Source organism: Comamonas jiangduensis, assembly GCF_030162955.1.
Lineage (GTDB): Bacteria > Pseudomonadota > Gammaproteobacteria > Burkholderiales > Burkholderiaceae_C > Comamonas > Comamonas jiangduensis.
The window spans coordinates 48,080-73,945 of sequence record NZ_JARXOV010000021.1 but is presented as its reverse complement, the minus strand read 5'-3'; the positions used below and the strand labels follow the sequence as shown (position 1 = coordinate 73,945).

The following is a 25,866-nucleotide window of genomic DNA, read 5'->3' as shown; positions in this document are numbered from 1 at the left end:
TAGCGCTTATTAGGTAAGCGTTAGCAGCTATGTTTTTGGTAGTTTGGGGTGGGTGGTTTCGCCAGCGCCCATCCAGCCTTTGAGCTTGCGCAGGGCGGCTTTGAGAAAGCGCCACAGCATCCACGTCACCGCCCACATGGCAATCACGGTCACCACCAGCACCCCGGCAAACACCGCCGGGTGGGCCAGTGCCAGCCACACGGCGCCCACGGCGGCGGTGTCTTCGGCCAGGCTGGCGCCCAGGTTGCTCAAGGGCTCAGGGCTGGTGTTGATGAGGGCGCGCGTGGTGGTTTTGGCGGCCTGGCTGGTGGCGGCCAGCGTGCCCCCCATCAGCGCAGCCATCACGGCCATGGTGGCCTGGTCGGCGCCGAACACGCCCGCGGCCAAGGCCGCGCCGGCGGGCACACGCAGCACGCTTTGCAGCAAGTCCCACAGCGAATCCACGCCGGGAATCTTGTCTGCAAAAAACTCCATGCACAGCATGCCGCCGCTGGCAAACAGCAGGGCCGGGTGTGCCAGCACATGCAGGCCGCCGGGCAGCTCCATCAGCCCTGTCGCGCCCAGCATGCCCACCAAAAACACCACCAGATACAGCCGAAAGCCGCTGGCCCAACCCAGTGCTGCCGCCAAGGCCAGCAGGCTGGTCATGTCCATACCACTGGCGGCTTGGCCTACGGTGTGGGCGACGCCGGTGGCGCTGTCCAGCACGGCAGCACCGGCACGCTCGACCTCTGCGCGGTCAGGGTGCAGGCCCACGCGGTGCAGCCATTGCAGCAAGGTGTTCCAGAGGTCGTTCATGGGGGCGGGTGCTCAGGCAGGTAAAACGCGGAACGCTGTTACGCGAGCCAGGCGGGCTTGCGCTTGCCAAGGAAGGCTTGCACCCCTTCCTTGCCTTCGGCGCTGGCTCGGATATCGGCAATCGCTTCCACGGTCTGCTGGGTGAGCTGGGCGGTGATTTCACGCTCGGCCGTGTCCAGCACCAACTTTTTGCAGGCCCGCACGGCAGCCGGGCCTGCTTGCAGCAGGTGCTTGAGCAGGTTGTCCACGGCGGTGTCCAGATCGTCGGCGGCGACCACCTCGTGCACAAAGCCCATGCGCAGGGCCTGTGCGGTATCAAAGCGCTCACCCGTCAGAAAGTAGCGGTGCGCTGCGCGTGGCCCCATGGCGCGCAGCACATAGGGGGCGATGGTGGCGGGGATCAGGCCAATCTTCACCTCGCTCAGGCAGAACTGGGCGCTGTCTACGGCCACGGCCATGTCGCAGGCGGCTACCAGCCCCATGCCACCGGCATACACATCGCCTTGCACGCGCGCAATGGTGGGGTGGGGGCAGGTGTAGATGGTGTGCATCATTGCAGCCAGCTTGCCCGCGTCCACCACGTTTTCTTCGCGGCTGTAGTCGGCCATGCGGCGCATCCAGTTCAGATTGGCACCGGCGCAAAAGGCCGGGCCTTCGGCGGCCAGCACCACGGCGCGCACCTCGGTGTGCTGGGCCACGGTTTCAAAGGCGGCGGTGATTTCGGCAATCACCTCGTCGCTGAAGGCGTTGCGGATTTCCGGCTGCGTCAGCGTGATGGTGGCGACGCCAGCATTCACGGTCAGGGTGACAGGTTTGGACATGGGAGGTCTCCTTGTGGTTGGTGCCGCGCATTACATGCGGAAGATGCCAAATTGGGTGTCTTCGATCGGCGCATTGCGGCTGGCCGACAGGCCCAGCGCCAGCACGCGGCGGGTGTCGGCGGGGTCGATCACGCCGTCATCCCACAGGCGGGCGCTGGCGTAGTAGGGGTGGCCCTGGTCTTCGTACTGCTGGCGGATGGGGGCTTTGAAGGCTTCTTCTTCCGTAGCGCTCCAGCTGCCGCCCTTGGCCTCAATGCCATCGCGCTTGACGGTGGCCAGCACGCTGGCGGCCTGCTCACCGCCCATGACGGAGATGCGGGCGTTGGGCCACATCCATAAAAAGCGCGGACTGAAGGCGCGGCCGCACATACCGTAGTTGCCCGCGCCAAAGCTGCCGCCAATGATGATGGTGAATTTGGGCACGGCTGCCGTGGCCACGGCCGTGACCAGCTTGGCGCCATGGCGGGCAATGCCTTCGTTTTCGTACTTGCGGCCCACCATGAAGCCGGTGATGTTCTGCAGAAACACCAGCGGAATCTTGCGCTGGCAGCACAGCTCAATAAAGTGCGCGCCTTTCAGGGCCGATTCGGAAAACAAAATGCCGTTGTTGGCGATGATGCCCACCTGCATGCCTTCAATGCGCGCAAAGCCGCACACCAGCGTGCTGCCAAAGCGGGCCTTGAATTCGTCGAACACGCTGCCATCGACGATGCGGGCAATGATCTCGCGCACATCAAACGGCTTGCGCGTGTCGGTGGGAATCACGCCATACAGCTCTTGCGCATCAAAAAGTGGAGCTACTAGCGCAGCATCGGCGGGCACTGCAGCCTTGTTTTTATTCAAATTACCTACCGCCGTGCGGGCCAGCGCCAGCGCGTGCGTGTCATTTTCGGCCAGGTGGTCGGCCACGCCGGACAGGCGCGTGTGCACATCGCCGCCGCCCAGGTCTTCGGCGCTCACCACCTCGCCCGTCGCGGCTTTGACCAGCGGCGGGCCGCCCAAAAAGATGGTGCCCTGGTTTTTGACGATGATGGATTCATCGCTCATCGCCGGCACATAGGCACCACCGGCCGTGCAACTGCCCATGACCACGGCAATCTGCGCAATGCCTTGCGCGCTCATGTTGGCCTGGTTGAAGAAGATGCGGCCAAAGTGGTCACGGTCGGGGAAGACATCGTCCTGGTTGGGCAGGTTGGCGCCGCCGGAGTCCACCAGATAAATACAGGGCAGGCGGTTTTGCTGCGCAATCTCTTGTGCACGCAAATGCTTTTTCACCGTTATGGGATAGTAGGTGCCGCCTTTGACGGTGGCATCGTTGCACACCACCATGCAGTCCACCCCGCTGACCCGGCCAATGCCCGCAATCAAGCCGGCGCCCGGCGCATCGTTGTTGTACATGTGCAGCGCGGCCAGCGGGGCCAGCTCCAGAAATGGCGTGCCGGGGTCCAGCAGCAGCTGCACGCGTTCACGCGGCAGCAGCTTGCCGCGCGCTACGTGTTTGGCGCGCGCCGCTTCGCCCCCACCTTGGGCGATCTGTGCGCAGCGTGCGCGCAAATCGTCCACCAGGGTTTGCATGGCCGCCGCATTGGCTTGGAAGTCTGCTGATCGTGGATTCAGTTGACTGGAGAGGGTGCTCATCGTGTCTCCTTGGTTTTATCGGGGTTTTTACTTAGATATCCTTGGGGCTTTGGATCTGTCTGACAGCCGCGCGCTCGCTCGCGCAAAGAAAATGCCGCATGCACACCGTTGAAACCGTCTTGCTCGTACTGATGCTGGGTGCCCTTACGGGGATTGCCGCGCGTTATGTGCGTGCCATCCCCCTGCCTCTGATCCAAATTGCCATCGGTGCGCTGATCGCATGGCCCCAAAAAGGGTTGCACATTGCGTTCGACCCCGAACTGTTCCTGCTGCTGTTCATCCCACCGCTGCTGTTTGCCGACGGCTGGCGCATTCCCAAACGGGAGTTTTTTGCGCTGGCACGCCCCATCTTGCTGCTGGCGTTTGGCCTGGTGCTGATTACGGTACTGGGCTTGGGCTATCTCATCCATTGGATGATTCCCGCCATGCCGCTGACGGTGGCGTTCACACTGGCGGCCGTGGTCTCGCCCACCGATGCGGTGGCAGTGTCGGCCATCACACGCAACCTGGGCATGCCGCACAAAACCATGCACATGCTCGAAGGCGAGTCGCTGCTGAACGATGCATCGGGTCTGGTGGCTGTCAAATTTGCCGTGGCCGCCACGCTGACCGGGCTGTTCTCGTGGAGCAATGTGGCCAAAGACTTCACCTGGATGGCCGTGGGCGGGCTGGGTGTGGGCGCTGCCATGGGCTGGGGCTTTAGCTATGCACGCGATGCCGTCACGCGCCGCGTGGGCGATGTGGCCGCTACCCAGATGGTGCTGCTGTTGGTGCTGCTGCCGTTTGCTGCCTATATCGTGGGTGAAAAAATTGGTGTTTCGGGAATTTTGGCCGCTGTAGCTGCGGGTATTGCTACCAATTTTGCAGATCTGGATCGCTCTAACTTCATCTCCGAGCGCCTGCAGACCGAAGGGACGTGGAGCATGGTGGAAGCCGCCTTCAATGGCGCTATCTTCTTGTTGCTGGGGCTGCAACTGCCCTCCATCATGGGCACCACCCTCTTGCATTCGGGCTATGACTGGTGGGTGCTGCTGGGCTGGGTGGCCGCTATTTCTTCGGGCCTGCTGCTGGTGCGCTGGGTGTGGATTGAGCTGGGCGTGCACCGCGCACTGCGCACCGCGCACCGCCAGGGCAAGATGACCGAAAAGCCCTCGCGCCTGCTGAATCTGGCCACCACCATGGCGGGTATCCGTGGTGCGGTGACGCTGGCGGCGGCGCTGTCCATCCCGGTGTATCTGCACAATGGCCGCCCGTTCCCGGAGCGCGACTTGCTCATCTTCTTGGCCACGGGCGTGATTTTGTTCACCTTGATCCTGGGGGCGATTGCGCTGCCCTTGATCTTGCGGCGCATGCCTGCGCATGAAGATACCGAGACCCAGCACGAAGAGCGTGCGGCGCGCACGGCGGCCTGCAAGGCGGCGATTGCCAGCCTGACCATTACCGAAAGCGATGTGCAGCAGCACGACGAGCAGTGGCTGGCGCAGTACCAAGAGGTGGTGGGCCGCATCACGCAGGAATACCGCAACCGCATTCACCTGCTGGACGACAGCGGCGTGGCCACCAGCACCGAAGCCCAGCGTGACACGCCGGAGATGGTGCAAGAGCGTCGTGAGCGCTATGTGAAAGAGATGGAGTTGCGTCTGCACTGCATCCAGGTAGAGCGCGACACGCTGTACGCCGAGCGCCAGGCACACCGCATCAACGATGAAACCTTGCGCGCCATGGTCAGTGAGCTGGATATGTCCGAAGTGGCCCTGCGCAAACGCCTGGTGGTGGCACGCAAAGCCGCCGGCATGCCGATGGCCAGCGTGCATGGAGCCAGCTGATACGGATAAAGGGCGGGTGCGCATACGCGTGAACGTCTCCTGAAACCACAAACTTCGACGCAGGCGCAATGCCTGCGCATCGACGGCAACACCACCGGCCCGGGCTGGGCAGCATGGGCCGCTGTGGCTGTCATCCTAGGGCGATGACAGATACAGAAGCGGTCACATAGGTTGCAATAATTGCCATATGAGCACACCTTTGCTGGTGGCTGCCACAGCCGCCCAACACCCCGCCCACACCCCCATCGCCTTTGTGCGCAGCGTGGCGCATGCCTATGCCCAGCGGGGCATGGCCGTGGAGGGCGCATTGCAGGCGGCACAAATTGCGCCACAGCTGCTGCAAGAGGACAGCGCCCGCATCACGGCGCTGCAAATGGAGCTGCTGTGCGACCACGCCATGCGCGAACTGGATGACGAGGCGCTGGGCTGGTTCAGCCGCCGCCTGCCCTGGGGCAGCTATGGCTTGCTGGCACGCGCCAGCATCAGCAGCCCTTCGCTGGGGCTGGCCGTGGCGCGTTGGTGCCGCCACCATGGCTTGCTAACGCAGGACGTGGCGCTGCAGCTGCAGGTGGATGGCAGCCTGGCCACCATCACGCTGGTGGTGCAGGGCGAGGGGGTACCGCACGCGGCGATGGCGGAGTTCTGTCAGCTCTCGGTGCTGCGCAATTTGCATGGCTTTGCCAGCTGGCTGGTGGATGCACGCTTGCCCCTGCGCCGTGCCAGCTTTCCCTTTGCCCGGCCTGCGCACCACGGCGTGTACGACCTGCTGTTTGAAGCCCCCGTGCAATTTGGCGCAGCGGTGGCCAGCCTGGAGCTGGATGCTGCGCTGCTGCAGCTGCCCGTGCTGCGCGATGAGCAGGCGCTCAACGCCATGCTGCAGCGCGCCTTGCCGATCCAGGTGCGCCCCTACACGCCCGGCCAGCCCTTGGTGCAGCGCGTGCGCCAGGCCTTGGCGTCGCATCCGCAATGCGGGCACACGGCCGCCAGCCTGTGTGCGCAATTGCACCTGGCACCGCGCAGCTTGCACCGGCAGTTGCAGCAGCAAGGCAGCAGTTTGCAGCAGCTCAAAGACGATGTACGCCGCCACCGCGCCCTGCATTTGTTGCACCGCAGCGATTTGCCCCTCAAACGCGTGGCGCAAGCCTGTGGCTTTGCCAGTGAGAAAAGCTTTGGCCGTGCCTTTGTGCAATGGACGGGGCAAGCACCGGGCGCCTACCGACAAGCCCAGCGCGCGCGATAAGCATGGCCGCACCCCGCAGGGCTGGCGGCGCGCGGGTTGCCGCGCTACACTGCTGCATTCATGAAAAAACATAGCTGTCAACGCTTGCTGGATAAGCGCTGAGAGCCAAAATCATTCGCAATCACGATTGCGGTGAACGAAGGAATAGCATGGCATCACCACAGGCTCCCTCCGCCCTGGAGGGTTGGTTGACTCCCCGCAGCTTGCTGCGTATCTCCGTGTTGGTGGCCGTCATCACCATCGTGCTCAAGATGCTGGCATGGTGGCTGACCGGCTCCGTGGGCTTGCTCTCGGATGCTATGGAGTCGTTCGTGAATTTGGCGGGGGCCACGTTTGCGCTGGCCATGCTCACCATCGCCCAGCGTCCGGCCGATGAAGACCACCCCTACGGCCACTACAAGGCAGAGTATTTCTCTGCCGGGTTTGAGGGGCTGCTGATCATTGGCGCCAGTTTGGCCATCCTGTGGGTCAGTGTGGACCGCTGGCTGTCGCCCCAGCCGCTGCAACGGCTGGACTGGGGCCTGGGGCTGTCGCTGCTCAGTACCGTGCTCAACGGTGCGCTGGCGTGGGTGATGTTTCGCAGTGCGCGCACCTACCATTCCATGGCGCTGGAGGGCGATGCACGCCATCTGCTGACCGATGTGTACACCTCGGTGGGGGTGGTGCTGGGTCTGGTGCTGGCCCAAGCCAGTGGCTGGTGGTGGCTTGACCCACTCGCTGGCGTGGCCGTGGCGCTGAACATCTTGTGGCACGGCGCCGTGCTGCTGTGGCGCGCCTCGCAAGGATTGATGGACATTGCCTTGGACCCCGAACAACTGGCGCAGATTGATGCCGTGCTGCAAGCCCAAACCCAGGCTGCACAGCTGCAAACGGGCGAGCACCTGGTGTTTGACAGCCTGCATACCCGCCAAGCCGGTGGGCACAGCTTTATCGACCTGCACCTGCACGTGCCCGGGGAGTGGACGCTGGCCCAGGCCGCAGACTGGCGCCAGCGCACCGAGGCCGCGCTGATGGCCGCCATACCCCGCGTGCAGGCCCGCATTGAGCTGCTGCCCCAAGGTGCCGCGACGGTGCTGGAAACAGAAATGGGCACCATCCGCTAGCGTTTGCCCGCAGCGATAGGTGATTCGTAAATCGAATGATTGCTGCGTCAAAAAGAATGGGACGCAGAGCATAGTGGCCGCCCACCCAGGCGCAGCAGCAGAAAACGCGCACGATTGACCCAGCCCGGGCGCGGGCTGCAGCAGGCCCGGATAATTGCAGCCATGAATACCCACACCAGCGCCGCAGGCGCAACCGCTTCTACGGCGTTTTCCTCACTCAGCTTGCATCCCGCTACCTTGCAGAACCTGCAAGCGCTGGGCTATGAGCAGATGACGCCCATCCAAGCCGCCAGCCTGCCTTTGACGCTGGCCGGTAAAGACCTGATCGCCCAAGCCAGCACCGGCAGCGGCAAAACCGCTGCCTTTGGCCTGCCCCTGCTGGAGCGCCTGAACCAGCGCTGGTTTGCCGTGCAAGGCCTGGTGCTGTGCCCCACGCGCGAGCTGGCCGACCAAGTCGCCACCGAAATCCGCCGCCTGGCGCGCGCCCAAGAGAACATCAAGGTCGTCACCGTCTACGGTGGCGTGCCCACGCGCAACCAGATTGCCAGCCTGGAAAACGGCGCGCACATTGTGGTGGGCACACCCGGCCGCGTGATGGACCTGATTGACCGCGGCGTGCTCGACATCTCCAACATCCAGACCCTGGTGCTGGACGAAGCCGATCGCATGCTGGACATGGGCTTTTACGCCGACATCACCACTGTGGTCGAGCAGTGTCCCGAGCAGCGCCAGACCCTGCTGTTCTCGGCCACCTACCCCGATGACATTGACCGTCTGGCCAAACGCTTTATGCGCGAGCCACAAATGGTGCAAGTGGCGGCCCAGCACAGCGCCCACAAAATTGAGCAACGCTGGTACGAAGTGCCCGCCAAGCAAAAAGTAGACGTGGTGGTGCAAATGCTGGCGCATTTCCGCCCCGAATCCAGCATTGTGTTTTGCAACACCAAGCAGCAATGCCGCGATGTGGTGACCGAGCTGCAGGCCCAAGGCATCAGCGCCTTGGCCCTGTTTGGCGAGCTGGAGCAACGCGAGCGCGACGAAGTGCTGGTGCAGTTTGCCAACCGCAGCTGCAGCGTGCTGGTTGCCACCGACGTGGCCGCGCGCGGCCTCGATATTGCCAACCTGGCCTGCGTCATCAATGTGGACGTGACGCCCGATGCCGAAGTGCACATCCACCGCATTGGCCGCACCGGCCGGGGTGATGCCGAAGGCCTGGCGCTGAACCTGGTGGCCATGGACGAAATGCCCTATGTGGCAAAGATTGAGCAACTGCAAGGCCGCCCCTCGGAGTGGCTGGAGGTGGCGGAATTGACGCCCGCCCCCGGAGGCCCCCTGCTGCCGCCCATGATGACCATTCAGATCATTGGCGGGCGCAAGGAAAAGATTCGCGCTGGCGACGTGCTGGGCGCCATGTGTGCGGACTTTGGCTATGCTAAGGACCAGATTGGCAAGATCAGCGTGAATGACTTTTCGACGTACGTGGCGGTGGATCGGCGGATTGCGGCGGAGGCCTGTGCCAAGCTGAATAACGGACGCGTGAAGGGAAAAAGCGTCCGCGCACGCGTGCTGTAAAAATCTTTTCAGGTTTTTTTGAAAGAAGGCTGCTGGTTGGGAGACTGGTGGCCTTTTTGTTTATGAGTGTTTTTGGCTTGTAGCGCTTGCGTGGTCTGCGCTGTTAGCTATTTTTATTGTTGTGGTGTGTTTGGTTGCAGAGGCCGGTTTGTCGCACCGGCGGGCGAGTAACTTTCTTGTCCGCGACAAGAAAGTCACCAAAGAAGCGCGTCTGCCGACGGCTTCCGGCGGAACTCACTGCGCGCTTGCAGCGCTCCGCTCAAACAGCCGCCGGAAATATGAAGGACTTCCACGTGGTTGGGGCGCGACGCTTGCGCGCGCCTGCTGTGACAAGCGCGTCGTGTTGAATAATTTTTCTAGCGTTAGTTTTGATTGCATGCTGCAGGCCAGCTAAATTTGGTGAAGTGATTTCTATGCATACAGTCGAACTAACGGAGTTTGGAATGGACACCTTGTCGTCCGAAGACGAAGATCAGCTTTTGATCTCTTGGCTTGCCATGATCGGAATGCTAACGATGTACTGGACTCCAGTGGAGAGGCATATTGATCAATGTGTTCACCTTCTTCACTTGCGATCGGTTGACCGGGAAAACAAGAAGAAACCCACCCGACTTGGCTCTAAGCTTGAATTCATTAGAAATAACCTGCCTGCTGCTTTGATGGATGCACAAGAGCTGAAAAATCTAGTTCGTCAAACAAATTTGACGGTGAAGATTCGCGACGTTTTAGTTCATGGCGTGCTCAATGCATACGATCAAGAAAGGATTGAGGTTGGTAAGGTGAAGGGTCGAACCGATGAGCATCTCATTGAGAATTTCACAATTGATCGAAGCCGTCTCGAACGATCGGTGAAGGCTTTGTCGAGTCTTCAGGAGCAATGGCACTCAATTGCTTGGATTCTTACAGAACGTGCAGCTAAGGTTTGATGGGATTTTTCTCGAACCTGCTCCCCTTCTACCCGTGCCGAGGCGCGCAGAGCGCAGGGTGGGCAGATGCGCCGCAGGACGCATCTGCATCGTCATCAAGCTGGCCGCAGTTGTTTGAGCGTAGCGCTGCAAGCGCGTAGCGAGTTCTGCGGCCCCACCGTGTGATCGAGCACCGCAGGTTGCCCGGAGCGAAGCGCAGGGACACGGGTAGCAGGGTGCTCTTTCCTTTGCTTACTTTCCTTTGAGCAAGCAAAGGAAAGTAAGTCGCTGCCGCGCGATAAGCGGCCAGCAATATTTCAAGCAGTAGCAAAGGCTGAATCAGCCGCTAGCGCTTATCCAGCAAGCACAAGGCGCTATGCAATTAGCCCTTCAGGAAAAACAAAGCCGCCATCACCAAGCCGGTAACCACAATCCCCCAGCGCAGGATGTGTGCCGGAATCTTGCGCGCCACGCGGGCGCCGCCGTAGCCGCCCAGTGTGGCGGAGATCATCATCAACAGCGCTTGCGGCCATTCGACGATGCCGCCTGCGGCGTAAATGCCAACGGCAATGGCGGTGAGCAATGCCGAGACCAGGTTTTTCATGCCGTTCATGGCATTGAGCTGGGTTTGGCCTAGCAGGCTGAACAGCGCCAGGCACAGAATGCCCAGGCCGCCGTTGAAGTAGCCGCCGTAAAAAGCCACTGCCAGCATGCCGAGGGTGGCTTTGGTGGCGCTGGCAGGCGTGCCGGGCTGGGTGTTGCGTGATGCCCAGGCGCGGATCTGGGGGCCAAAGGCAAACAGCGCCGTGGCCGCCAGCAGCAGCCAGGGAACGACTTTGCGAAAGACGTCATCCGGGGTGAACAGCAGCAGCGCAGCCCCGCCTGCGCCACCAATCAGGGCCAGCGCAATCGATCGGTCCATGCTCAAGCCTGGCGGGGGCGCCATGTCTTCTTTGAACCCCCATGCGCCAGCGGCATAGCCGGGCAGCAGCGCCACCGTGCCCGTGGCATTGGCGGCCACGGGGGGCATGCCGGTAAAGACGAGCGCCGGCAGTGTCAAAAAGCTGCCGCCACCGGCCACGGCATTGAGTGCGCCTGCCACAAAGGCGGCCGTGAGCAGCAAGGCGATATGTTCCCAGGGGCCAAGGCCCCAGCTAGCCAGAATTTCCATGGTGTCTCCCGTGTCCTTGGTGTTGTGTGTGAAATGGACAAAGCGCACCATGCTGGTGCGCTCGTAGTGATCTTAGTGGCTAGCCAGGCACTGGCCTGCCGTGCAAAAGACAAAGCACTTTGCACCGCAGCGCAGGTAGTGCTGGCCTGCCACAACGGCTGCTGCGTTGTGGGCTCTGGTGCTGTAGAGCCGATCACAACCTCCCTGATATGGTTCCGAACACGACGCTGAAATGCCGTTGTTGCGTCGTTGTCGTACGCCCGTACGGCCTGTGGCTCCACGCTCCCCGTCGTCGCGCAGCTTGGATGGGCAGTTTGGTGGGCGGGCTGCTGGAGTGCGCGGCTCAGGAGCGGATGTAGAGCCAGCCTTGCTGCTGCAGCTGTGCCAGTGCCAGCACCGCAGGGCCGTCCAGCACTTGCAGGGGCGCGTGGCAGGTGCGCTGCAAATGCGCCAAGGTGTTGGGGCACAGCAGGGTGCAGCTGTCTGCTTGGGGGTGGGGGGTGTCCAGCGCAGCGGCCACGGCACCGGCGTTGGCAATAATCCGCACTTCGCAGCGCGGGTCGGCCTTTTGGGCGTTGACGGCGTTCATGCGGGCGCGCTGCAGGCCTTCCGCGTCGGGGGCGTGCAGCAGAATCTGTAGGTGGGTGGAAGTCATGGTGAAACCGTGGTGGTGGCGCGTTGACGCCAGGCATGAAAGGTGATGAGCAGCAGCACCAGCGCAACCAGCGGCAGCATGCCCGCATTGATGGCGTTCCAGCCTGCCGTGTGCAGCAGATGGCCGGAGCCAAAGGAGGCCAGGGCCACGCTGCCAAACACACAAAAATCGTTGGTCGCCTGTACTTTGGCGCGTTCGCTGGGGCGGTAACTGTCGGTCAGCATGGCGGTGGCGCCGATGAAGCCGAAGTTCCAGCCAATGCCCAGCACAATCAGGGCGCCCCAAAAGTGCAGCAGCTCCAGCCCCATCAAGGCAACGCCGCCCGAGATGCCAATCAGCACCAGCCCGATGGCGGTGATGGTGGTTTTGCCCCAGCGCGCAATCAAGCGCCCGGTAAAGAAGCTGGGCGCAAACATGGCCAGCACGTGCCATTGCACGCCCAAAGCGGCCTCACCCACGCTGAAGCCGCAGCCCACCATGGCCATGGGGGTGGCGGTCATCAAGAATGCCATCAGGCCATAGCTGACCACGCCGGCCGCGCAGGCGACGATAAAAGCCGGGGTGCGCACAATCGCCCCCAAAGGGCGCGCCGGGCCGCTGACGCGGGTGGTGCTGGCCGGAGGCAGGCGCAAGCGCAGCAGCACCAGCAGGGCCAAACAGGCCAAAGCGGCCTGGCCGTAAAAGCTGCCGGCAAACGGTGTCATGGGCAGGGCATCACGGGTCCAGATGACCAACTGGGGGCCAATGATGGCCGCCAGCAGGCCGCCCACCATCACGCGTGAAATGGCACGCGCATGCAGCGCTGGCTCTGCCACAGCGTCCACGGCGGCAAAGCGGTAGCTCTGTACGCAGGCGCCGTAAAAGCCGGCCAGCGCAGTGCCCAGGCAAAACAGCATGAAATGGCCGTGGGCAATGCCTTGGGCAGCGATCACCCCCGCCACGATGGCCAGCATGGCGCCCAGCACATAGGTGTTGCGCCGGCCCTGGCGCTGCATCAGCCAGGCAGCGGGCAAGGTGGACAAGGCCAGACCCAGCTGATACAGGCTCACAGGCAGTGTGGCCAGGGTGGGGTCGGCAGAGAGTTGCTGCCCCACCAAGCCGCCCAGCGAGATGATGATGGGCGGCGCCGCCCCGCCCAGCGCCTGCGCAACAAAAAGTAAATTCAAAGAGCGAGAACTGGCGGTGGCGGTCATGGCGAAAGAAGGGCGGGTGACAAGCAGGGCAATAGGCGGTGCATGCACTATTGCATGGTGAAATTGTGGCGGCAGTTGGTGGGGCAACGTGTCGCCGCTGTGCAGCAGGACTGGTGCGCCATGGCAGCCCCACAAAGCCTGTGCCCGCGCGGTGGTGACACATGTCTGCCGCTTATGCCTGCCTAGAATTAACGCTTTGTGAAGTGAAGAAAGAACAACGATGACCGTGACAGCCCTGCAAGCACGCTATGGAGACGCCGCGCCTGCCTTGAATTTGCCCGAATTGCCTGTGCTGGATGCGATGCTGAGCCACCGCTCCGTGCGCCACTTTGTGCGCGATGCGTTGCCCGAACACACGCTGGAGACGCTGGTGGCGGCCGCACAGTCCGCCCCTACCTCGTCGAACTTGCAAACCTGGAGCGTGATTGCGGTGGAATCGCAAGAGCGCCGCGAAGCCTTGGCCAATTTGGTGGGGCCGCAAAAGCATTTGGCCGTGGCGCCCCTGGTGCTGGTGTTTTTGGCAGACCTGTCGCGCATTGAGCGCCTGGGCCAAGCGCAAGGGCGTGACCCCGTGGGCTTGCACTACCTGGATACGTTTTTGATGGGGGTGATCGACGCTGCACTGGCCGCGCAAAACGCCGTGGTGGCCGCAGAAGCCATGGGGCTGGGCACGGTCTATGTGGGGGGCATGCGCAACCAGCCCGAGGAAGTGGCCAAGGTGCTGGGCACGCCCCCGAATGTGTTCCCCGTGTTTGGCTTGGTGGTGGGGCGCCCCGACCCGGCCAAGCCTGCGGCCATCAAACCCCGTCTGCCGCAAAGCGCGGTGCTGCACCGCGAGCAATACCAGGTGCCCGCCGACCAGAGCCAAGAGATTGGTGACTACAACGAGGCATTGCGCCAGTTCATGCGCACGCATGGCATGCGCGAGGTGGATTGGAGTGCGCAGGTGCTGGAGCGTCTGGGCAGCCCGGAGGCATTGACCGGTCGCCATCGTTTGTATGAAGCGCTGCGCAATGCAGGCTTTCGCTATACCGATATCGATAGCTCGACCGAGGGCTGATGCCATCGGACCGGCGCTGCACGCACCGTGCGGCACCGGTATGCACGGCGCAGGGCCGTGCTGCGCAAAGCACAGACAAAGAAAAAGCCCAGATTCTTGCGAATCTGGGCTTTGCTATTTGGTGGCTTGGGACGGGATCGAACCGCCGACACGCGGATTTTCAATCCGCTGCTCTACCAACTGAGCTACCGAGCCATCTGCTTGTGCAGTGAGATTGCGATTGTAGCGCAATTTTTTATGAGTTTTGAGAAAGCCGCAAAAATCACATCATCCGCAGGCGCGCAGGGCTGTGCAAGGCGCTAGGGCAAGCTGGTAAATCCTTCATCCAAGGCGGGCTCGCGCAGCAAATCCTGGTCAATGCCCATGCGTTCGCTGGCTTGCTCCAAGGCCTGCCACATGGGGGCGGGCATTTGCAAAATGCGCTCTGGCGTGCGTGACTGGGCAATCCACTCGCGAATAAAGGCGTGCTGCTCGGTGGACAGCAGCTCGAGGTGCAGCATTTCGTCGATGGTTTTCATGGGGTGCCCTCTCAGCGCTTGTGGTTGTTGTGGGGGAAAGCAAGTTTGGTGCCCTGCAGGCACTGGCTTTGCTGAAGATATGGTGCCAGAGTTGCCGCACTGCAAGCCCCTGCGCTGTGTGCCGGGGCAAAAAAGGCTCCGGGTGGAGCCTTTTGGGGATGCCGCAGTGCGCAAAGGTGCTTAGTCTTGGGCGTAGGGGTCGGCAAAGCCCAGCTCGGCCATGATGTCGGTTTCGTAGGCCTCCATCTCTTGGGCGTCTGCTTCGCTGGTTTCGTGGTCCCAACCTTGGGCGTGCAAGGTGCCGTGCACGATCATGTGTGCATAGTGCTCTTCCAGCGTCTTGTTTTGCTCCTGCGCCTCGCGCTCAATCACGGGGCCGCAGATCACCAGGTCAGCCTGTACCGTGGGCTCTTGCTGGTAGTTGAACGTCAGCACATTGGTGGCGTAGTCTTTTTTGCGGTACTGCAAATTCAAGGCCTGGCCTTCTTCCACACCGACGATGCGCACGGCCATCTCGGCATCCACGGCCAGCGCGTGTTTGATCCATTCGGTGACCTTGGCTTCGGTCAGCAGGGTTTGGTGTGCGGCCAGGTTATCAAACTGGCCGAACTGCAAAGAGAGGTCGAGGTTGTTCAGTGTCATTTTGGCCTCTAAGGCTGATGGGGCAAGCGCTGGTAGCTATTGATTATTGCTAGTTAGCGCGTGGGGCGCCCGCCGTTGCTGGCGTCGTAGGCATCCACAATGCGCGCGACCAGGGGGTGGCGCACCACGTCCGCGCTGGTAAAGCGGTTAATGCTGATGCCCTTGGTGCGTTTGAGTACGCGCTCGGCGTCGATGAGCCCGCTCATGGCACCTTTGGGCAGGTCAATCTGGCTGACGTCGCCGGTGATCACGGCCTTGGCACCAAAGCCGATGCGGGTCAGGAACATCTTCATCTGCTCGGGCGTGGTGTTTTGCGCCTCGTCCAGGATGACGAAGGCGTTGTTGAGCGTGCGCCCGCGCATGAAGGCCAGGGGGGCAATTTCCAGCGCGTTGCGCTCAAACGCCTTTTGCACTTTGTCGTAGCCCATCAGGTCGTACAACGCGTCGTACAGCGGGCGCAGATAGGGGTCGACCTTTTGCGTCAGATCACCGGGCAAAAAGCCCAGGCGCTCACCGGCCTCTACAGCCGGGCGGGTCAGCACAATGCGCTGCACGGCGCTGCGCTCCAGCGCATCCACCGCGCAGGCCACGGCCAAATAAGTTTTGCCGGTACCCGCAGGGCCAATGCCGAAAGTGATGTCGTGCTCGGCAATGTTTTGCAGGTACAGCGCCTGGTTGGGCGTGCGCGCACGCAGGTCGGCGCGGCGGGTGGTGAGCTGGATGGCGTCGGGGTTGACCTCGATCATCTCGGCATCCCCGGCAATCATCAGTTGCAGGGTGGCTTCCTGGATGGGTTCATCGGCCATTTCATACAGCGCTTGCAGCAACTCCATGGCTTCCGTAGCCTTGGCTTTGGGGCCGTCCACCTTGAATTGCTCGTGGCGGTGCGCAATCTTGACCTGCATGCCCACTTCAATGGTGCGCAAATGCGCATCTGCGGGCCCGCACAGGTGGGTCAAACGGGTGTTGTTGTGGGGAGTGAAGGTGTGGCGCAAGATCACGCTGATAATTCCTCGGTAGGAAGACGCCGCAGCGTGGGCTGCAGCACAAAAAGGATCGCAATGATAGGCAAACTGACTGGAACCCTGCTCGAGAAGAACCCGCCCGAAGTCCTGGTGGACTGCCATGGCGTGGGCTATGAGGTGCAGGTGCCCATGAGCACGTTTTACAACCTGCCGCACCTGGGTGAGCGAATCAGCCTGCTCACGCACTTTATCGTGCGCGAGGATGCCCAGTTGCTGTATGGGTTTGCGACCGCGCCAGAGCGTCAGACATTCCGTGCGTTGATAAAAATCACCGGTGTGGGGCCGCGCATGGCGCTGTCGCTGCTATCGGGCCTGAGTATCGATGAGCTGGCGCAGGCCGTGGCGCTGCAGGAAGTGGGGCGTTTGGTGAAGGTGCCGGGCATTGGCAAGAAGACGGCCGAGCGCCTGCTGCTGGAGCTCAAGGGCAAGCTGGGCGATGCCGTGGTCAGCGGCGCTGCCACCCAGGTGAAAAGCGATGCGCAGTCCGACATCTTGCAAGCGCTGCTGGCGCTGGGCTACAACGATAAGGAAGCGGCCGTGGGCCTCAAAGCCCTGCCGGCCGATGTGGGCGTGTCGGACGGTATCAAGCTGGCCATCAAGGCTTTGACAAAGTAAGCGCCCATGAGCATCCATACCGAAGATTTTGGCGAAGGTTTTGAGCCCGCCCCCGCACGCAAGCCGCGCGCCAAAGCCAAGCCTGCTGCCGCAGCGCCAGTGCCGGAAGCCGCAGTGCGCAGCAGCGCCATCTCCCCCGCCCCCGTCAACAAGCACGAAGAGGCGCTGGAGCGCGCCTTGCGCCCTAAGTTGCTGGATGAATATGTGGGCCAGGAAAAGGCGCGCGAGCAGCTGGAAATCTTCATCGGCGCGGCGAAAAAACGCGGCGAAGCGCTGGACCATGTGCTGCTGTTTGGCCCACCGGGGCTGGGCAAGACCACGCTCAGCCACATCATTGCCGCTGAGCTGGGCGTGAACCTGCGCCAGACCAGTGGCCCGGTGCTGGAAAAACCCAAGGATCTGGCGGCGCTGCTGACCAACCTGGAAGCCAACGATGTGCTGTTTATTGACGAGATCCACCGCCTGAGCCCCGTGGTGGAAGAAATTTTGTACCCCGCGCTGGAAGACTTTCAGATCGACATCATGATCGGCGAAGGCCCGGCGGCGCGCTCCATCAAGCTGGACTTGCAGCCCTTCACGCTGGTGGGGGCCACCACGCGCGCGGGCATGCTGACCAACCCGTTGCGCGACCGTTTTGGCATCGTGGCGCGGCTGGAGTTTTACAACGCCGAAGAGCTGGCACGCATCGTCAGACGCAGTGCCGGGCTGCTGGGCGCGCCGATTGACGTGGACGGGGCGCAGGAAATTGCCAACCGCTCGCGCGGCACGCCGCGTATTGCCAACCGCCTGCTGCGCCGGGTGCGTGACTACGCCGAAGTCAAGGGCGATGGCACCATCACCCAGGCGATTGCGCACAAAGCGCTGGCGATGCTGGATGTGGACCCGCGCGGCTTTGACGTGATGGACCGCAAGCTGCTCGAAGCCGTGGTGCACCGCTTTGACGGAGGCCCCGTGGGCGTGGACAACATTGCGGCCAGCATTGGAGAGGACGCGGGCACCATTGAAGATGTGATTGAGCCCTACCTGATTCAGCAAGGCTATTTGCAGCGCACGCCCCGAGGGCGCATTGCCACCAAGGCGGCCTACCAGCACTTGGGCTTGGTGGTGCCGCAAACGGCTGGTTCGCTGTTTCATGACTAAGGCAGGTTGCGAATGTGCCGCGGAAGTGGGTGCATGCGTTGCTGCACCAAGTACCTGGGAGAGATGGCTTGAATTCCAAAACTGAACCACAGGCCTCGCCCAAGCCACGCCGCCCACGCTGGCTGGCACTGGCTGCCGCCGTGCTCGTGCTGGTGGGGGGGGCTTATGCCGCGCTGCAACAGTGGCGCGGCCCCCAGGTGCCCGCTGTACAGGTGCAGGCGCAAGCGCTGGTGCGCAGCCTGCAGTTCTCGGCCCGGGTGGAAACCAATACCCGCGTCGGGGTGGGTAGCACCGTGGTGGGCCGGGTGGAATCGGTGGCTGTGAACGAGGGGGACGCGGTACAGGCCGGGCAATTGCTGCTGCACCTAGAGCAGGCCGAGTTGCAAGCAGCCGCCCAGCAAGCGCAAGCGGGTGTGCTGCAGGCCCAGGCCCAGCTGCGCAATCTGCGCAGTACCAGCCGCATCAGCAGCCAAGCCCAGGTGGCGCAGGCACAGGCCAGCTTGAGACAGGCGCAGGCCGACTGGGCACGCAACCAGCAACTCGTGACCCAGGGCTTTCTGAGCCAGGCCGCTTTGGATGAACGCCGCAAAGCGCTGGAAGTGGCGCAAGCCCAGCTGCAGGCGGCGCAGGCCCAGGCGGCGGCATCGGCCGATGGCGGCGCCGAGTTGAAAGCCGCTGAGGCGCAGGTGGGGCAAACCCAGGCGGCCTCGCAGGCTGCGCAGGCCAAGCTGGCGCAGACCCGTATCACGGCACCGTGTGCGGGCAAGGTGCTGCGCCGCGCCGTGGAGCCGGGGCAGATCGTGCAGCCCGGCACGGTGTTGCTGGAGTTGGCGCTGGAGGGGGCCACCCTGATCGTGGCGCAGGTGGACGAGCGCTTTCTGGACCAGTTGCGCGAGGGTCAATCCGCCACCGTGGTGGCCGATGCCTTTGCCGACCAGCGGCTGGCAGCGCGGGTGATGTCGATTGCGCCGGGGGTGGATGCGCAGCGGGGCTCGATCGAGGTGAAGCTGGCGCTGGATGCGCCGCCGCCCGCGTTCTTGCGCGAGGACATGACCGTGTCGGTGCTGGTGGAGACCGGCGCTGAGCCGCAGGCCGTGGTGCTGCCGCTGGAGGCCCTGCAGCCCCAGCGCGATGGCAGCATTCAGGTGCTGGTACTCAAAGAAGGTAAGGCCACCGCACAGACCGTGCAGGTGGGACTGCGCACCCTGGAGGCAGCGCACATTGCCCAAGGCGTGCAGGTGGGCGATGTGGTGTTGCTGCCACCGGCCCGGGCGGGGCAGCGCGCGCGCCCACAGTGGACCACCCATCCCTGAGGGCCGGACCCATGCCGTGGATGTTTGAATGGACCGTCGCCCTGCGCTTTTTGCGCGAGGGGCGGATGCAAAGCCTGCTCATCGTGGCGGGTGTGGCAGCCGGTGTGGCGGTGGTGACTTACATCACCGCGCTGATCCATGGCTTGCAGGCCAACACGGTGAACAAAACCCTGGGCACGCAGGCCCATATCACGGTGCGCGCGCCTGAAGACGTGGTGGTTCCGCTGCTGCCCGCAAAGGCGCAAGGTGTGGTTGTTAGCGACACCCAGCCGCGTGCGCAGCGCCTGCGCTCGGTGGCCAACTGGCAGCAACTGGTGCCGGTGCTGGAGGCAGGCGCTGGCGTGGTGGCGGTCTCGCCCATGGTGTCGGGCGCTGGCCTGGCGCTGCGCGGCGAGGCGTCGCAGGCGATTGCACTGATGGGCGTAGAGCTGGAGCGTTACCAGCGCATCGTCAATCTGCGCGAAAAAATTGTGGCCGGGCGCTGGGGGCTGGCGCCGGGCGAGGCCATGATTGGTGTGGAACTGGCATCCGACTTGGGCGTGCGCCCGGGAGACCGCTTCACCATTGACACCGGCAGCGTGACCGAGCCGGTGCGCGTGACGGCGCTGCTGGACATGGGCGTGAAAGATTTGAACCGCCGCACCGTCGTCATTCCCTTGCGCAGCGCGCAAAACCTGCTGGGCGTACCCGGCGGGGCCACGGTGCTGGATCTGAAGGTGGCGGATGTCTGGACGGCCGAAACGCTGGCCCAGCAACTGCGCCAGCGCTATGACTACGACATCGAAAGCTGGCAAGCCACCAACGCGCAGCTGGTGTCCGCGCTGAATGCACAAAGCATCAGCACGGCGGTGATTCGCGGCGTGGTGCTGATCGTGGTGGTGCTGGGGATTGCCAGCGTGCTGGTGGTGAGCGTGGTGCAAAAGCGCAAGGAGATTGGCATCTTGCGCGCCATGGGCACCACGCAGGCGCAGGTGCTGCGCATGTTTTTGCTGCAGGGCGCGGTGGTGGGGGCGCTGGGCTCGGTTGGTGGCGTGCTGCTGGCAGCCGTGCTGGTGCAGCTGTTTACCTTTTTTGCCCGCGATGCGGCCGGAGGCGCTTTGTTTGAAATCCACTTGAGCGGTGTCGATGCCCTCTCGGCAGCCCTGACCGCCACGGTGTGCGGCGTACTGGCGGCGGTGATTCCAGCGCGCAGTGCCGCGCGGCTGGATCCGGCCCAAGCGATTCGGATGTAAGCCATGGCCCCGGAAAAACCATTGCCTGCCACCCCTTTGCTGCAGCTACAGGCCGTGCGCAAGTCCTATAACGTGGGCCTGCCCAGCGAGGTGGAGGTGCTGCATGGCGTGGACTTGCGCCTGGATGCGGGCGAGTTTGTGGCGCTGGTGGGGCCGTCGGGTTCGGGTAAAAGCACCTTGCTCAATATTCTGGGGCTGCTAGAGCGCATGAGCAGCGGCAGCTACCAGCTGGAAGGCCGCGAAACCCACGCGTTGGACGACAGCGGCCTGACCTTGCTGCGCCGCGAACGGCTGGGTTTTGTGTTCCAGTTTCACCACCTGCTGCCCGCCTTCACCGCGCTGGAGAATGTGACCTTGCCCGCCTTGATGGCCCAGGGTGCCGTCACCGCACAGGATCGGGCGCGGGCGACCGAGTTGCTCCAGGCCGTGGGGCTGGGCAAAGCCCTGCACCAAAAACCGGCGGAACTGTCGGGCGGCATGCAGCAGCGGGTGGCCATTGCCCGGGCGCTGGTGCAGCGGCCCCGGCTGGTGCTGGCCGATGAGCCCACGGGCAATCTGGACACCCAGTCTTCGCAAGACGTGTTCAACCTGCTGCGCGAGATTCACGCCAGCTACGGCACGGCGTTTTTGATCGTCACGCACGACCCGCGCCTGGCGCAGCAATGCGATCGGCTGGTGGAAATTGTGGATGGCCGGATTGCCCAGGATACCCGCGCTTAGGATGAAGGATCTTTTTGGCCTCTAGCCCATATTCAGAAAGCGCAGGCAGCTCTGTTTTTTGATTTACCGCTCGTGCAGTGCGGGCAGCATGCCGTGCACAATCAGCCACTGTGCCAGGTAGTAAGTGCCCAGCACCCAGAGGTAGACGCCCGGTATGGGCGCCACAAACTTGTCGATGGCCAATAGGCTGTCGCTGGCCATAAAGCTGATGGCGCCTGCCGCCACGCACCAGGATGCGGTGGTGCGCAGGTGCAGGGCACGGCCTATTGCCTGCGCTGCCATGCAGACAATCACGCACACATAAGCGAAAACAGGTACGCGCAACGCCGCAGGCAAGCCGCTAAACCACAGATAGCCATATAGAACTGCACCCAGGAGCGCGCACAGGACGAAAGCCGCCTTGCTGGGCAGCCATTGCGGTGTTTCACGGCGCAGCACCCCCAGGTAAGCCAGGTGGGCGCACAAAAATGCCCCCAGGCCCAGCACAAAGCCACGCTCAAACAGCAGGCAGATATCGCCAACCATGCTGAGCAGTAGCCCCAGCAACAGCAAGGCCCAGGCAATCGGGTAACGGCTGGGGCGTGCCAGGAACCACACGCAGGCCATGCCCCAGACCATGGGCAGGGGTTTGAGCACCGCATACGCGCTGCTGTAACCGTAGTGTGCGCTCAGGGCAGCCAGCACAGCGAAGGCGGCCATGGTCTGTTGCAGCGGGTGAATGGAGCGAAGCATGCGCATGCCCGCAGTCTGCGTGGTGGGGTGCATGCCGCACACTAGGGTTGGCCCTGCTTGCCCGCAAGGGCTGGACACAATCTCCGGGGGCGGTGGAGTTTCGGGCTTTCCTTTAAAATTGCGCCTCTTTAGCTTTTGCGGCCTGCTGTGCGTATGCGCTTGCGGCCCTTTGTCTGCAACGCGTGGCCGCAGCTGCGCCCGAACCGTCTCCCATCCAGTGACTTACGCTCCAGAAACCCGGCGTCGCCGCACCTTTGCCATCATTTCCCACCCGGACGCGGGTAAGACCACGCTGACCGAAAAGCTGCTGCTGTTCTCGGGGGCGATCCAGATTGCCGGTGCCGTCAAGGGCCGCAAGGCTTCGCGCCACGCCACGTCGGACTGGATGGAGATTGAAAAGCAGCGCGGTATCTCGGTGGCCTCGTCGGTGATGCAGATGAGCTACCGTGACCACGTGATCAACCTGCTGGACACCCCCGGTCACAAGGACTTCTCGGAAGACACCTACCGCGTGCTGACGGCCGTGGACTCGGCGCTGATGGTGATTGATGCGGCCAACGGTGTGGAGTCGCAAACCCGCCGCCTGATCGAGGTGTGCCGCCAGCGCAACACGCCCATCATTTCGTTCATCAACAAGTTTGACCGTGAAGTGCGCGACCCGCTGGACATCATGGACGAAGTCGAGCGCGAGCTGGGCATGCCGTGCTGCCCCATCACCTGGCCCGTGGGCCAGGGCAAGAGCTTCGGCGGCATCATCAATCTGCAGACGCAGACCATGACGGTGTTTGCTGCTGGCAGCGAAAAGCGCCCGGAAGATTTCGAAGTCATCCCGCTGACCGACACCGACAGGCTGCGCGCCCGCTTTGGCCAGGCCTTTGACGATGCCATCGAAAGCATGGAGCTGGCACAGGGTGCCTCGGCACCGTGGAGCCATGCAGACTTTCTGGCAGGCAAGCTGACCCCTGTGTTCTTCGGCTCCGGCGTGAACAACTTCGGTGTGATGGAAGTGTTGAACGCCGTGGTCGACATGTCGCCCCCACCCGGCCCGCGCATCGCCTTCACCGAGGTGAACCGCAAGCGCGAAGAAGTCACCATCAACCCCGAAGACAAGACCTTCGCCGGCGTGGTGTTCAAGGTGCAGGCGAACATGGATGCCAACCACCGCGACCGCATCGCCTTTGTGCGCGTGGCCTCGGGCAAGTACACGCCGGGTATGAAGATGAAGGTGCAGCGCACCGGCAAGGAACTGCGCCCCACGTCGGTGGTGACGTTCATGAGCCAGCGCCGCGAAGCGGTGGATGAAGCCTACGCGGGCGACATCATCGGCTTCACCATCCACGGTGGCGTGCAGCTGGGTGACTCGATCACCGATGGCCCCAATCTGCAGTTCACCGGTCTGCCTTTCTTCGCGCCCGAAATGTTCATGACTGTGGTGCTGAAGAATCCGCTGCGCACCAAGCAGCTGCAGCAGGGCCTGATGCAGCTGGGCGAAGAAGGTGCGATCCAGGTGTTCAAGCCCGATGTCGGCGGCAACATGCTGCTGGGCGCCGTGGGTCAGCTGCAGTTTGAAGTGGTGCAACACCGCCTGAAGACCGAGTATGACTGCGACGTGCGCCTGGAAGGCTGCCAGTACACCGGCGCGCGCTGGATCACGGCCGATTCGCCCGCCGAGCTGCGCGAGTTCGAGAACGCCTACCCCATGCGCCTGGCGCACGATGCGGCGGATACGCTGGCCTTCTTGTGCACCAGCCCCTACGACGTGCGCCTGGCGCAGGAACGCTTCCCCAAGATCCATTTCCACCCGCTGCGCGAACACGCCGGTCTGTCCTTGGGTAGCGCCCATTAATTGAAATCATTAGCGGCCTGCATGCGTCGTTGCCGCATCTCGCCGTAGCGCTGCGACGGTCTTCGATCCGGCGCCTCGCCTGCACCGCTGCGCTGGCCGCGACGGATTTCTAAAGTGTGTGGTTGCGAACCCGTGCGTGCACGGGTTTGTTTTTTGAGAGTTTGCTGTGAGCCAAGAATTTCTGCGTCCCTTGTCTGAACTGCCTGTGCCTGCCAATGTGCTCGGCGTGCTGACCGACATTGATGACACGCTGACCACCGAAGGGGTGGTGCCCGAGCACGTGGTGGCCGCCATCGCACGCCTGAAAGATGCGGGACTGAAGGTGGTGCCCATCACCGGCCGCCCCGTGGGCTGGAGCGTGCCGTTTGCGCGCGCCTGGCCGGTGGATGCCATCGTGGCCGAGAACGGTGCCGTGGCCCTGCGCCGCAACGCCGCAGGTGGCCTGGACAAGCTGTACCAGCAAAGCGAAGACACCCGCGTGCGCAACTTTGCACGCATGCAGGAAGTGCTGGCGCAGATCGAGCAGCAGGTGCCCGGCGCACAGCGCGCCACCGATTCGCATGGCCGTGAGTGCGACATTGCCGTGGACCACAGCGAGTTCACGCACATGCCGCAGGCCCAGATTGACGAGTGCGTGGCCATCATGCGCGAAGCGGGCATGAATGCCACCGTCAGCTCCATCCACATCAATGGCTGGTTTGGCGACCACAACAAGCTGGAAGGCGCGCGCTGGATTGTGCGTGAGCTGTTTGGTATCGATCTGGATGCCACGTTGGGTCAATGGATCTACATTGGTGATTCGACCAACGACCAGCTGATGTTTCAGCACATGCCCCACAGCGTGGGCGTGGCCAACATTGCGCGCTTTGTGCCGCAACTGCAGCACATGCCGCGCTATGTGACCGCAGCCGAACGGGGTGACGGTTTTGTACAGCTGGCCGACCATTTGCTGGCCCGATAACCGCCGTGCAAATGAAGCATAAAAAGTGCTGCTAACGCAGATATAGCAAGCGTTAGCAGCTATTAAAACCAAACAACAAAAAGGCCCGCATGCTGACGCTTGCGGGCCTTTTTTTGTGGAGCAATCAGTCGATGCTGACCTGTGCTTTGTCGATCACGCCCTTGTACATGGCGGTGTCCTGGTCGATCAACTGCTGGAACTGTGCGGGCGTGCTGCCGACAGCGCCAAAGCCCAGCTGCGTCAACTTGGTTTTGACCTCGGGCGATTGCGCGGCTTCGGCAATCGCGCTGGACAGCTTGTCCACAATCGGCTGGGGTGTGCCCTTGGGGGCCAGCACGCCGACCCAGGAGTTCATCACAAAGCCGGGAAAGCCAGCTTCTTCCATGGTGGGGATGTCGGGCTCGCCGGGCCAGCGCTGCTTGGAGGCCACGGCCAGCACCTTGATCTTGCCGCTCTTGGCGTGGGGCATGGGCACCAGGGCGGGGTCAAACAGCATGTCGACCTGGCCACTCATCAGGTCAGCCAGGATGGGCGCGCTGCCGTTGTAGGGCACGTGCTGGGCGTTCAGCCCGTTTTCCTGCGCCCAGCGCGCGCCGATCATGTGGGCGCTGGCGCCTGTGCCGCTGGAGGCGTAGTTGAGCGGGTGCTTCTTGCCATATTCGGCCAGTTCCTTGGCGTTTTTCACCGGCAGCTTGTTGGCGGCGAACAGGAACATCGGCAGATCGGCCACATGGCTCACGGCCACAAAATCGCTGGCTTTGTAGGGGAGCTTTTTGTACAGCGACATGTTCACCGTGTACGCGGCCAGCATGCTGACAAAGTGGTAGCCATCGGCCGGTGCCCGTGCGGTTTGGGCGACACCGATGGTGCTGTTGGCGCCGGGCTTGTTCTCAATGATGACGGGTTGGCCCAGGCGCTTGCTCACTGCGTCAAACACGGTGCGGCTGACGATGTCGGTGGAGCCACCAGGGGTGTAAGGGACCGTTACTTTGATCGCCTTGGTGGGCCAGTTGGCGGAGCTGTCTTGGGCCTGGCTGTGGGTGGTGAACGCCACGCTGCCCAAGGCCAAAAGGGTGGTCCATGCGCTGCGCTGGAAGTGGGCAATGCTTGCCATTGGTGTCTCCATTTCTTTGTTGTATG

Annotated in this window: 24 protein-coding genes and 1 tRNA gene; 13 read left to right on the top strand and 12 right to left on the bottom strand. The window is 62.8% G+C overall.

The window, feature by feature from the left end; genetic code table 11:
• Positions 1-27 precede the first annotated feature (27 nt).
• The 3 genes from QEP12_RS15150 to QEP12_RS15140 are packed head-to-tail and all read right to left on the bottom strand — an operon-like array spanning position 28 to position 3,257.
• The gene (locus tag QEP12_RS15150; RefSeq protein ID WP_284214769.1) at positions 28-798 is read right to left on the bottom strand and encodes a DUF4126 domain-containing protein; all 771 of its coding nucleotides are present in this window, start codon (positions 796-798) and stop codon (positions 28-30) included.
• 38 nt (positions 799-836) lie between these two features.
• A complete protein-coding gene (locus tag QEP12_RS15145) occupies positions 837-1,619 on the bottom strand; it encodes an enoyl-CoA hydratase/isomerase family protein (RefSeq protein ID WP_284214768.1) in 783 nt (260 codons plus the stop codon).
• 30 nt (positions 1,620-1,649) lie between these two features.
• Entirely contained in the window at positions 1,650-3,257 is a 1,608-nt protein-coding gene (locus tag QEP12_RS15140; RefSeq protein WP_284214767.1) for a carboxyl transferase domain-containing protein, read from the bottom strand.
• Between the two features lie 98 nt (positions 3,258-3,355).
• On the opposite strand from QEP12_RS15140, the gene QEP12_RS15135 reads away from it, so the two are divergent.
• The 5 genes from QEP12_RS15135 (at position 3,356) to QEP12_RS15115 (ending at position 9,924) form a co-directional block, all read left to right on the top strand.
• Entirely contained in the window at positions 3,356-5,083 is a 1,728-nt protein-coding gene (locus tag QEP12_RS15135) for a Na+/H+ antiporter (protein ID WP_174862406.1), read from the top strand.
• A 187-nt stretch (positions 5,084-5,270) separates the two neighbouring features.
• Positions 5,271-6,323 (top strand): AraC family transcriptional regulator, encoded by a 1,053-nt coding sequence (locus QEP12_RS15130; RefSeq protein ID WP_284214766.1) that lies wholly within the window; start codon positions 5,271-5,273, stop codon positions 6,321-6,323.
• 149 nt (positions 6,324-6,472) lie between these two features.
• Complete coding sequence (locus tag QEP12_RS15125; RefSeq protein ID WP_219163642.1) at positions 6,473-7,426, top strand: cation diffusion facilitator family transporter; 954 nt, start codon at positions 6,473-6,475, stop codon at positions 7,424-7,426.
• Between the two features lie 162 nt (positions 7,427-7,588).
• Positions 7,589-8,998 (top strand): ATP-dependent RNA helicase DbpA, encoded by a 1,410-nt coding sequence (dbpA, locus tag QEP12_RS15120; protein ID WP_284214765.1) that lies wholly within the window; start codon positions 7,589-7,591, stop codon positions 8,996-8,998.
• Positions 8,999-9,450: 452 nt separating this feature from the next.
• Positions 9,451-9,924: a hypothetical protein gene (locus QEP12_RS15115; protein WP_284214764.1), complete on the top strand. Its 474-nt coding sequence runs from the start codon at positions 9,451-9,453 to the stop codon at positions 9,922-9,924.
• Positions 9,925-10,285: 361 nt separating this feature from the next.
• Here the strand turns inward: QEP12_RS15115 and QEP12_RS15110 are convergent, their stop codons facing one another.
• From QEP12_RS15110 to QEP12_RS15100, 3 genes are all read right to left on the bottom strand, one after another.
• Positions 10,286-11,074, bottom strand: a complete 789-nt coding sequence (locus tag QEP12_RS15110; RefSeq protein WP_284214763.1) for a sulfite exporter TauE/SafE family protein — start codon at positions 11,072-11,074, stop codon at positions 10,286-10,288.
• Between the two features lie 343 nt (positions 11,075-11,417).
• Complete coding sequence (locus tag QEP12_RS15105; RefSeq protein WP_174862227.1) at positions 11,418-11,729, bottom strand: hypothetical protein; 312 nt, start codon at positions 11,727-11,729, stop codon at positions 11,418-11,420.
• A complete protein-coding gene (locus tag QEP12_RS15100) occupies positions 11,726-12,922 on the bottom strand; it encodes an MFS transporter (RefSeq protein ID WP_284214762.1) in 1,197 nt (398 codons plus the stop codon). The genes QEP12_RS15105 and QEP12_RS15100 overlap by 4 nt, the downstream gene beginning before the upstream one ends.
• A gap of 220 nt (positions 12,923-13,142) precedes the next feature.
• Here QEP12_RS15100 and QEP12_RS15095 point away from each other — a divergent pair, with 220 nt between their 5' ends.
• Positions 13,143-13,982 (top strand): NADPH-dependent oxidoreductase, encoded by an 840-nt coding sequence (locus QEP12_RS15095; protein WP_284214761.1) that lies wholly within the window; start codon positions 13,143-13,145, stop codon positions 13,980-13,982.
• A 119-nt stretch (positions 13,983-14,101) separates the two neighbouring features.
• On the opposite strand, the gene QEP12_RS15090 is transcribed toward QEP12_RS15095, so the two are convergent.
• The 4 genes from QEP12_RS15090 to QEP12_RS15075 form a co-directional block, all read right to left on the bottom strand.
• Positions 14,102-14,177: transfer RNA gene (locus QEP12_RS15090), tRNA-Phe, on the bottom strand.
• A gap of 104 nt (positions 14,178-14,281) precedes the next feature.
• Positions 14,282-14,500 carry a hypothetical protein gene (locus QEP12_RS15085; protein WP_174862229.1) on the bottom strand — a complete coding sequence of 73 codons (219 nt, stop codon included), beginning with the start codon at positions 14,498-14,500 and terminating at the stop codon, positions 14,282-14,284.
• A 180-nt stretch (positions 14,501-14,680) separates the two neighbouring features.
• A complete protein-coding gene (ybeY, locus tag QEP12_RS15080; protein ID WP_174862386.1) occupies positions 14,681-15,142 on the bottom strand; it encodes an rRNA maturation RNase YbeY in 462 nt (153 codons plus the stop codon).
• A gap of 53 nt (positions 15,143-15,195) precedes the next feature.
• Positions 15,196-16,143 carry a PhoH family protein gene (locus QEP12_RS15075; protein ID WP_174862387.1) on the bottom strand — a complete coding sequence of 316 codons (948 nt, stop codon included), beginning with the start codon at positions 16,141-16,143 and terminating at the stop codon, positions 15,196-15,198.
• A 60-nt stretch (positions 16,144-16,203) separates the two neighbouring features.
• On the opposite strand from QEP12_RS15075, the gene ruvA reads away from it, so the two are divergent.
• The 5 genes from ruvA to QEP12_RS15050 all read left to right on the top strand — a co-directional run bounded on the left by ruvA (position 16,204) and on the right by QEP12_RS15050 (position 21,187).
• Entirely contained in the window at positions 16,204-16,782 is a 579-nt protein-coding gene (gene ruvA, locus QEP12_RS15070; RefSeq protein WP_284214760.1) for a Holliday junction branch migration protein RuvA, read from the top strand.
• A 6-nt stretch (positions 16,783-16,788) separates the two neighbouring features.
• A complete protein-coding gene (gene ruvB, locus QEP12_RS15065; protein WP_284214759.1) occupies positions 16,789-17,922 on the top strand; it encodes a Holliday junction branch migration DNA helicase RuvB in 1,134 nt (377 codons plus the stop codon).
• Positions 17,923-17,990: 68 nt separating this feature from the next.
• A complete protein-coding gene (locus tag QEP12_RS15060; protein ID WP_284214758.1) occupies positions 17,991-19,235 on the top strand; it encodes an efflux RND transporter periplasmic adaptor subunit in 1,245 nt (414 codons plus the stop codon).
• Positions 19,236-19,246: 11 nt separating this feature from the next.
• Positions 19,247-20,467, top strand: a complete 1,221-nt coding sequence (locus tag QEP12_RS15055) for an ABC transporter permease (protein WP_284214757.1) — start codon at positions 19,247-19,249, stop codon at positions 20,465-20,467.
• Between the two features lie 3 nt (positions 20,468-20,470).
• A complete protein-coding gene (locus QEP12_RS15050) occupies positions 20,471-21,187 on the top strand; it encodes an ABC transporter ATP-binding protein (protein ID WP_284214756.1) in 717 nt (238 codons plus the stop codon).
• A 63-nt stretch (positions 21,188-21,250) separates the two neighbouring features.
• Here QEP12_RS15050 and QEP12_RS15045 read toward each other — a convergent pair whose 3' ends face one another.
• Entirely contained in the window at positions 21,251-21,952 is a 702-nt protein-coding gene (locus QEP12_RS15045; RefSeq protein ID WP_284214755.1) for a lysoplasmalogenase, read from the bottom strand.
• A gap of 184 nt (positions 21,953-22,136) precedes the next feature.
• Here QEP12_RS15045 and QEP12_RS15040 point away from each other — a divergent pair, with 184 nt between their 5' ends.
• Entirely contained in the window at positions 22,137-23,765 is a 1,629-nt protein-coding gene (locus tag QEP12_RS15040) for a peptide chain release factor 3 (RefSeq protein WP_284214754.1), read from the top strand.
• A 166-nt stretch (positions 23,766-23,931) separates the two neighbouring features.
• Positions 23,932-24,726, top strand: a complete 795-nt coding sequence (locus QEP12_RS15035) for an HAD-IIB family hydrolase (protein WP_284214753.1) — start codon at positions 23,932-23,934, stop codon at positions 24,724-24,726.
• A gap of 124 nt (positions 24,727-24,850) precedes the next feature.
• Here QEP12_RS15035 and QEP12_RS15030 read toward each other — a convergent pair whose 3' ends face one another.
• Positions 24,851-25,840, bottom strand: coding sequence for a Bug family tripartite tricarboxylate transporter substrate binding protein (locus tag QEP12_RS15030; protein WP_284214752.1), 990 nt, complete (start codon positions 25,838-25,840; stop codon positions 24,851-24,853).
• Positions 25,841-25,866 lie beyond the last annotated feature (26 nt).

What these genes read in the sequence shown, in the direction of transcription:
- QEP12_RS15150 (WP_284214769.1), bottom strand. Translation starts at nt 798, where the DNA reads ATGAACGACCTCTGGAACACCTTGCTGCAATGGCTGCACCGCGTGGGC.
- QEP12_RS15145 (WP_284214768.1), bottom strand. Translation starts at nt 1,619, where the DNA reads ATGTCCAAACCTGTCACCCTGACCGTGAATGCTGGCGTCGCCACCATC.
- QEP12_RS15140 (WP_284214767.1), bottom strand. Translation starts at nt 3,257, where the DNA reads ATGAGCACCCTCTCCAGTCAACTGAATCCACGATCAGCAGACTTCCAA.
- QEP12_RS15135 (WP_174862406.1), top strand. Translation starts at nt 3,356, where the DNA reads ATGCACACCGTTGAAACCGTCTTGCTCGTACTGATGCTGGGTGCCCTT.
- QEP12_RS15130 (WP_284214766.1), top strand. Translation starts at nt 5,271, where the DNA reads ATGAGCACACCTTTGCTGGTGGCTGCCACAGCCGCCCAACACCCCGCC.
- QEP12_RS15125 (WP_219163642.1), top strand. Translation starts at nt 6,473, where the DNA reads ATGGCATCACCACAGGCTCCCTCCGCCCTGGAGGGTTGGTTGACTCCC.
- dbpA (WP_284214765.1), top strand. Translation starts at nt 7,589, where the DNA reads ATGAATACCCACACCAGCGCCGCAGGCGCAACCGCTTCTACGGCGTTT.
- QEP12_RS15110 (WP_284214763.1), bottom strand. Translation starts at nt 11,074, where the DNA reads ATGGAAATTCTGGCTAGCTGGGGCCTTGGCCCCTGGGAACATATCGCC.
- QEP12_RS15105 (WP_174862227.1), bottom strand. Translation starts at nt 11,729, where the DNA reads ATGACTTCCACCCACCTACAGATTCTGCTGCACGCCCCCGACGCGGAA.
- QEP12_RS15100 (WP_284214762.1), bottom strand. Translation starts at nt 12,922, where the DNA reads ATGACCGCCACCGCCAGTTCTCGCTCTTTGAATTTACTTTTTGTTGCG.
- QEP12_RS15095 (WP_284214761.1), top strand. Translation starts at nt 13,143, where the DNA reads ATGACCGTGACAGCCCTGCAAGCACGCTATGGAGACGCCGCGCCTGCC.
- QEP12_RS15085 (WP_174862229.1), bottom strand. Translation starts at nt 14,500, where the DNA reads ATGAAAACCATCGACGAAATGCTGCACCTCGAGCTGCTGTCCACCGAG.
- ybeY (WP_174862386.1), bottom strand. Translation starts at nt 15,142, where the DNA reads ATGACACTGAACAACCTCGACCTCTCTTTGCAGTTCGGCCAGTTTGAT.
- ruvA (WP_284214760.1), top strand. Translation starts at nt 16,204, where the DNA reads ATGATAGGCAAACTGACTGGAACCCTGCTCGAGAAGAACCCGCCCGAA.
- ruvB (WP_284214759.1), top strand. Translation starts at nt 16,789, where the DNA reads ATGAGCATCCATACCGAAGATTTTGGCGAAGGTTTTGAGCCCGCCCCC.
- QEP12_RS15055 (WP_284214757.1), top strand. Translation starts at nt 19,247, where the DNA reads ATGCCGTGGATGTTTGAATGGACCGTCGCCCTGCGCTTTTTGCGCGAG.
- QEP12_RS15050 (WP_284214756.1), top strand. Translation starts at nt 20,471, where the DNA reads ATGGCCCCGGAAAAACCATTGCCTGCCACCCCTTTGCTGCAGCTACAG.
- QEP12_RS15045 (WP_284214755.1), bottom strand. Translation starts at nt 21,952, where the DNA reads ATGCACCCCACCACGCAGACTGCGGGCATGCGCATGCTTCGCTCCATT.
- QEP12_RS15030 (WP_284214752.1), bottom strand. Translation starts at nt 25,840, where the DNA reads ATGGCAAGCATTGCCCACTTCCAGCGCAGCGCATGGACCACCCTTTTG.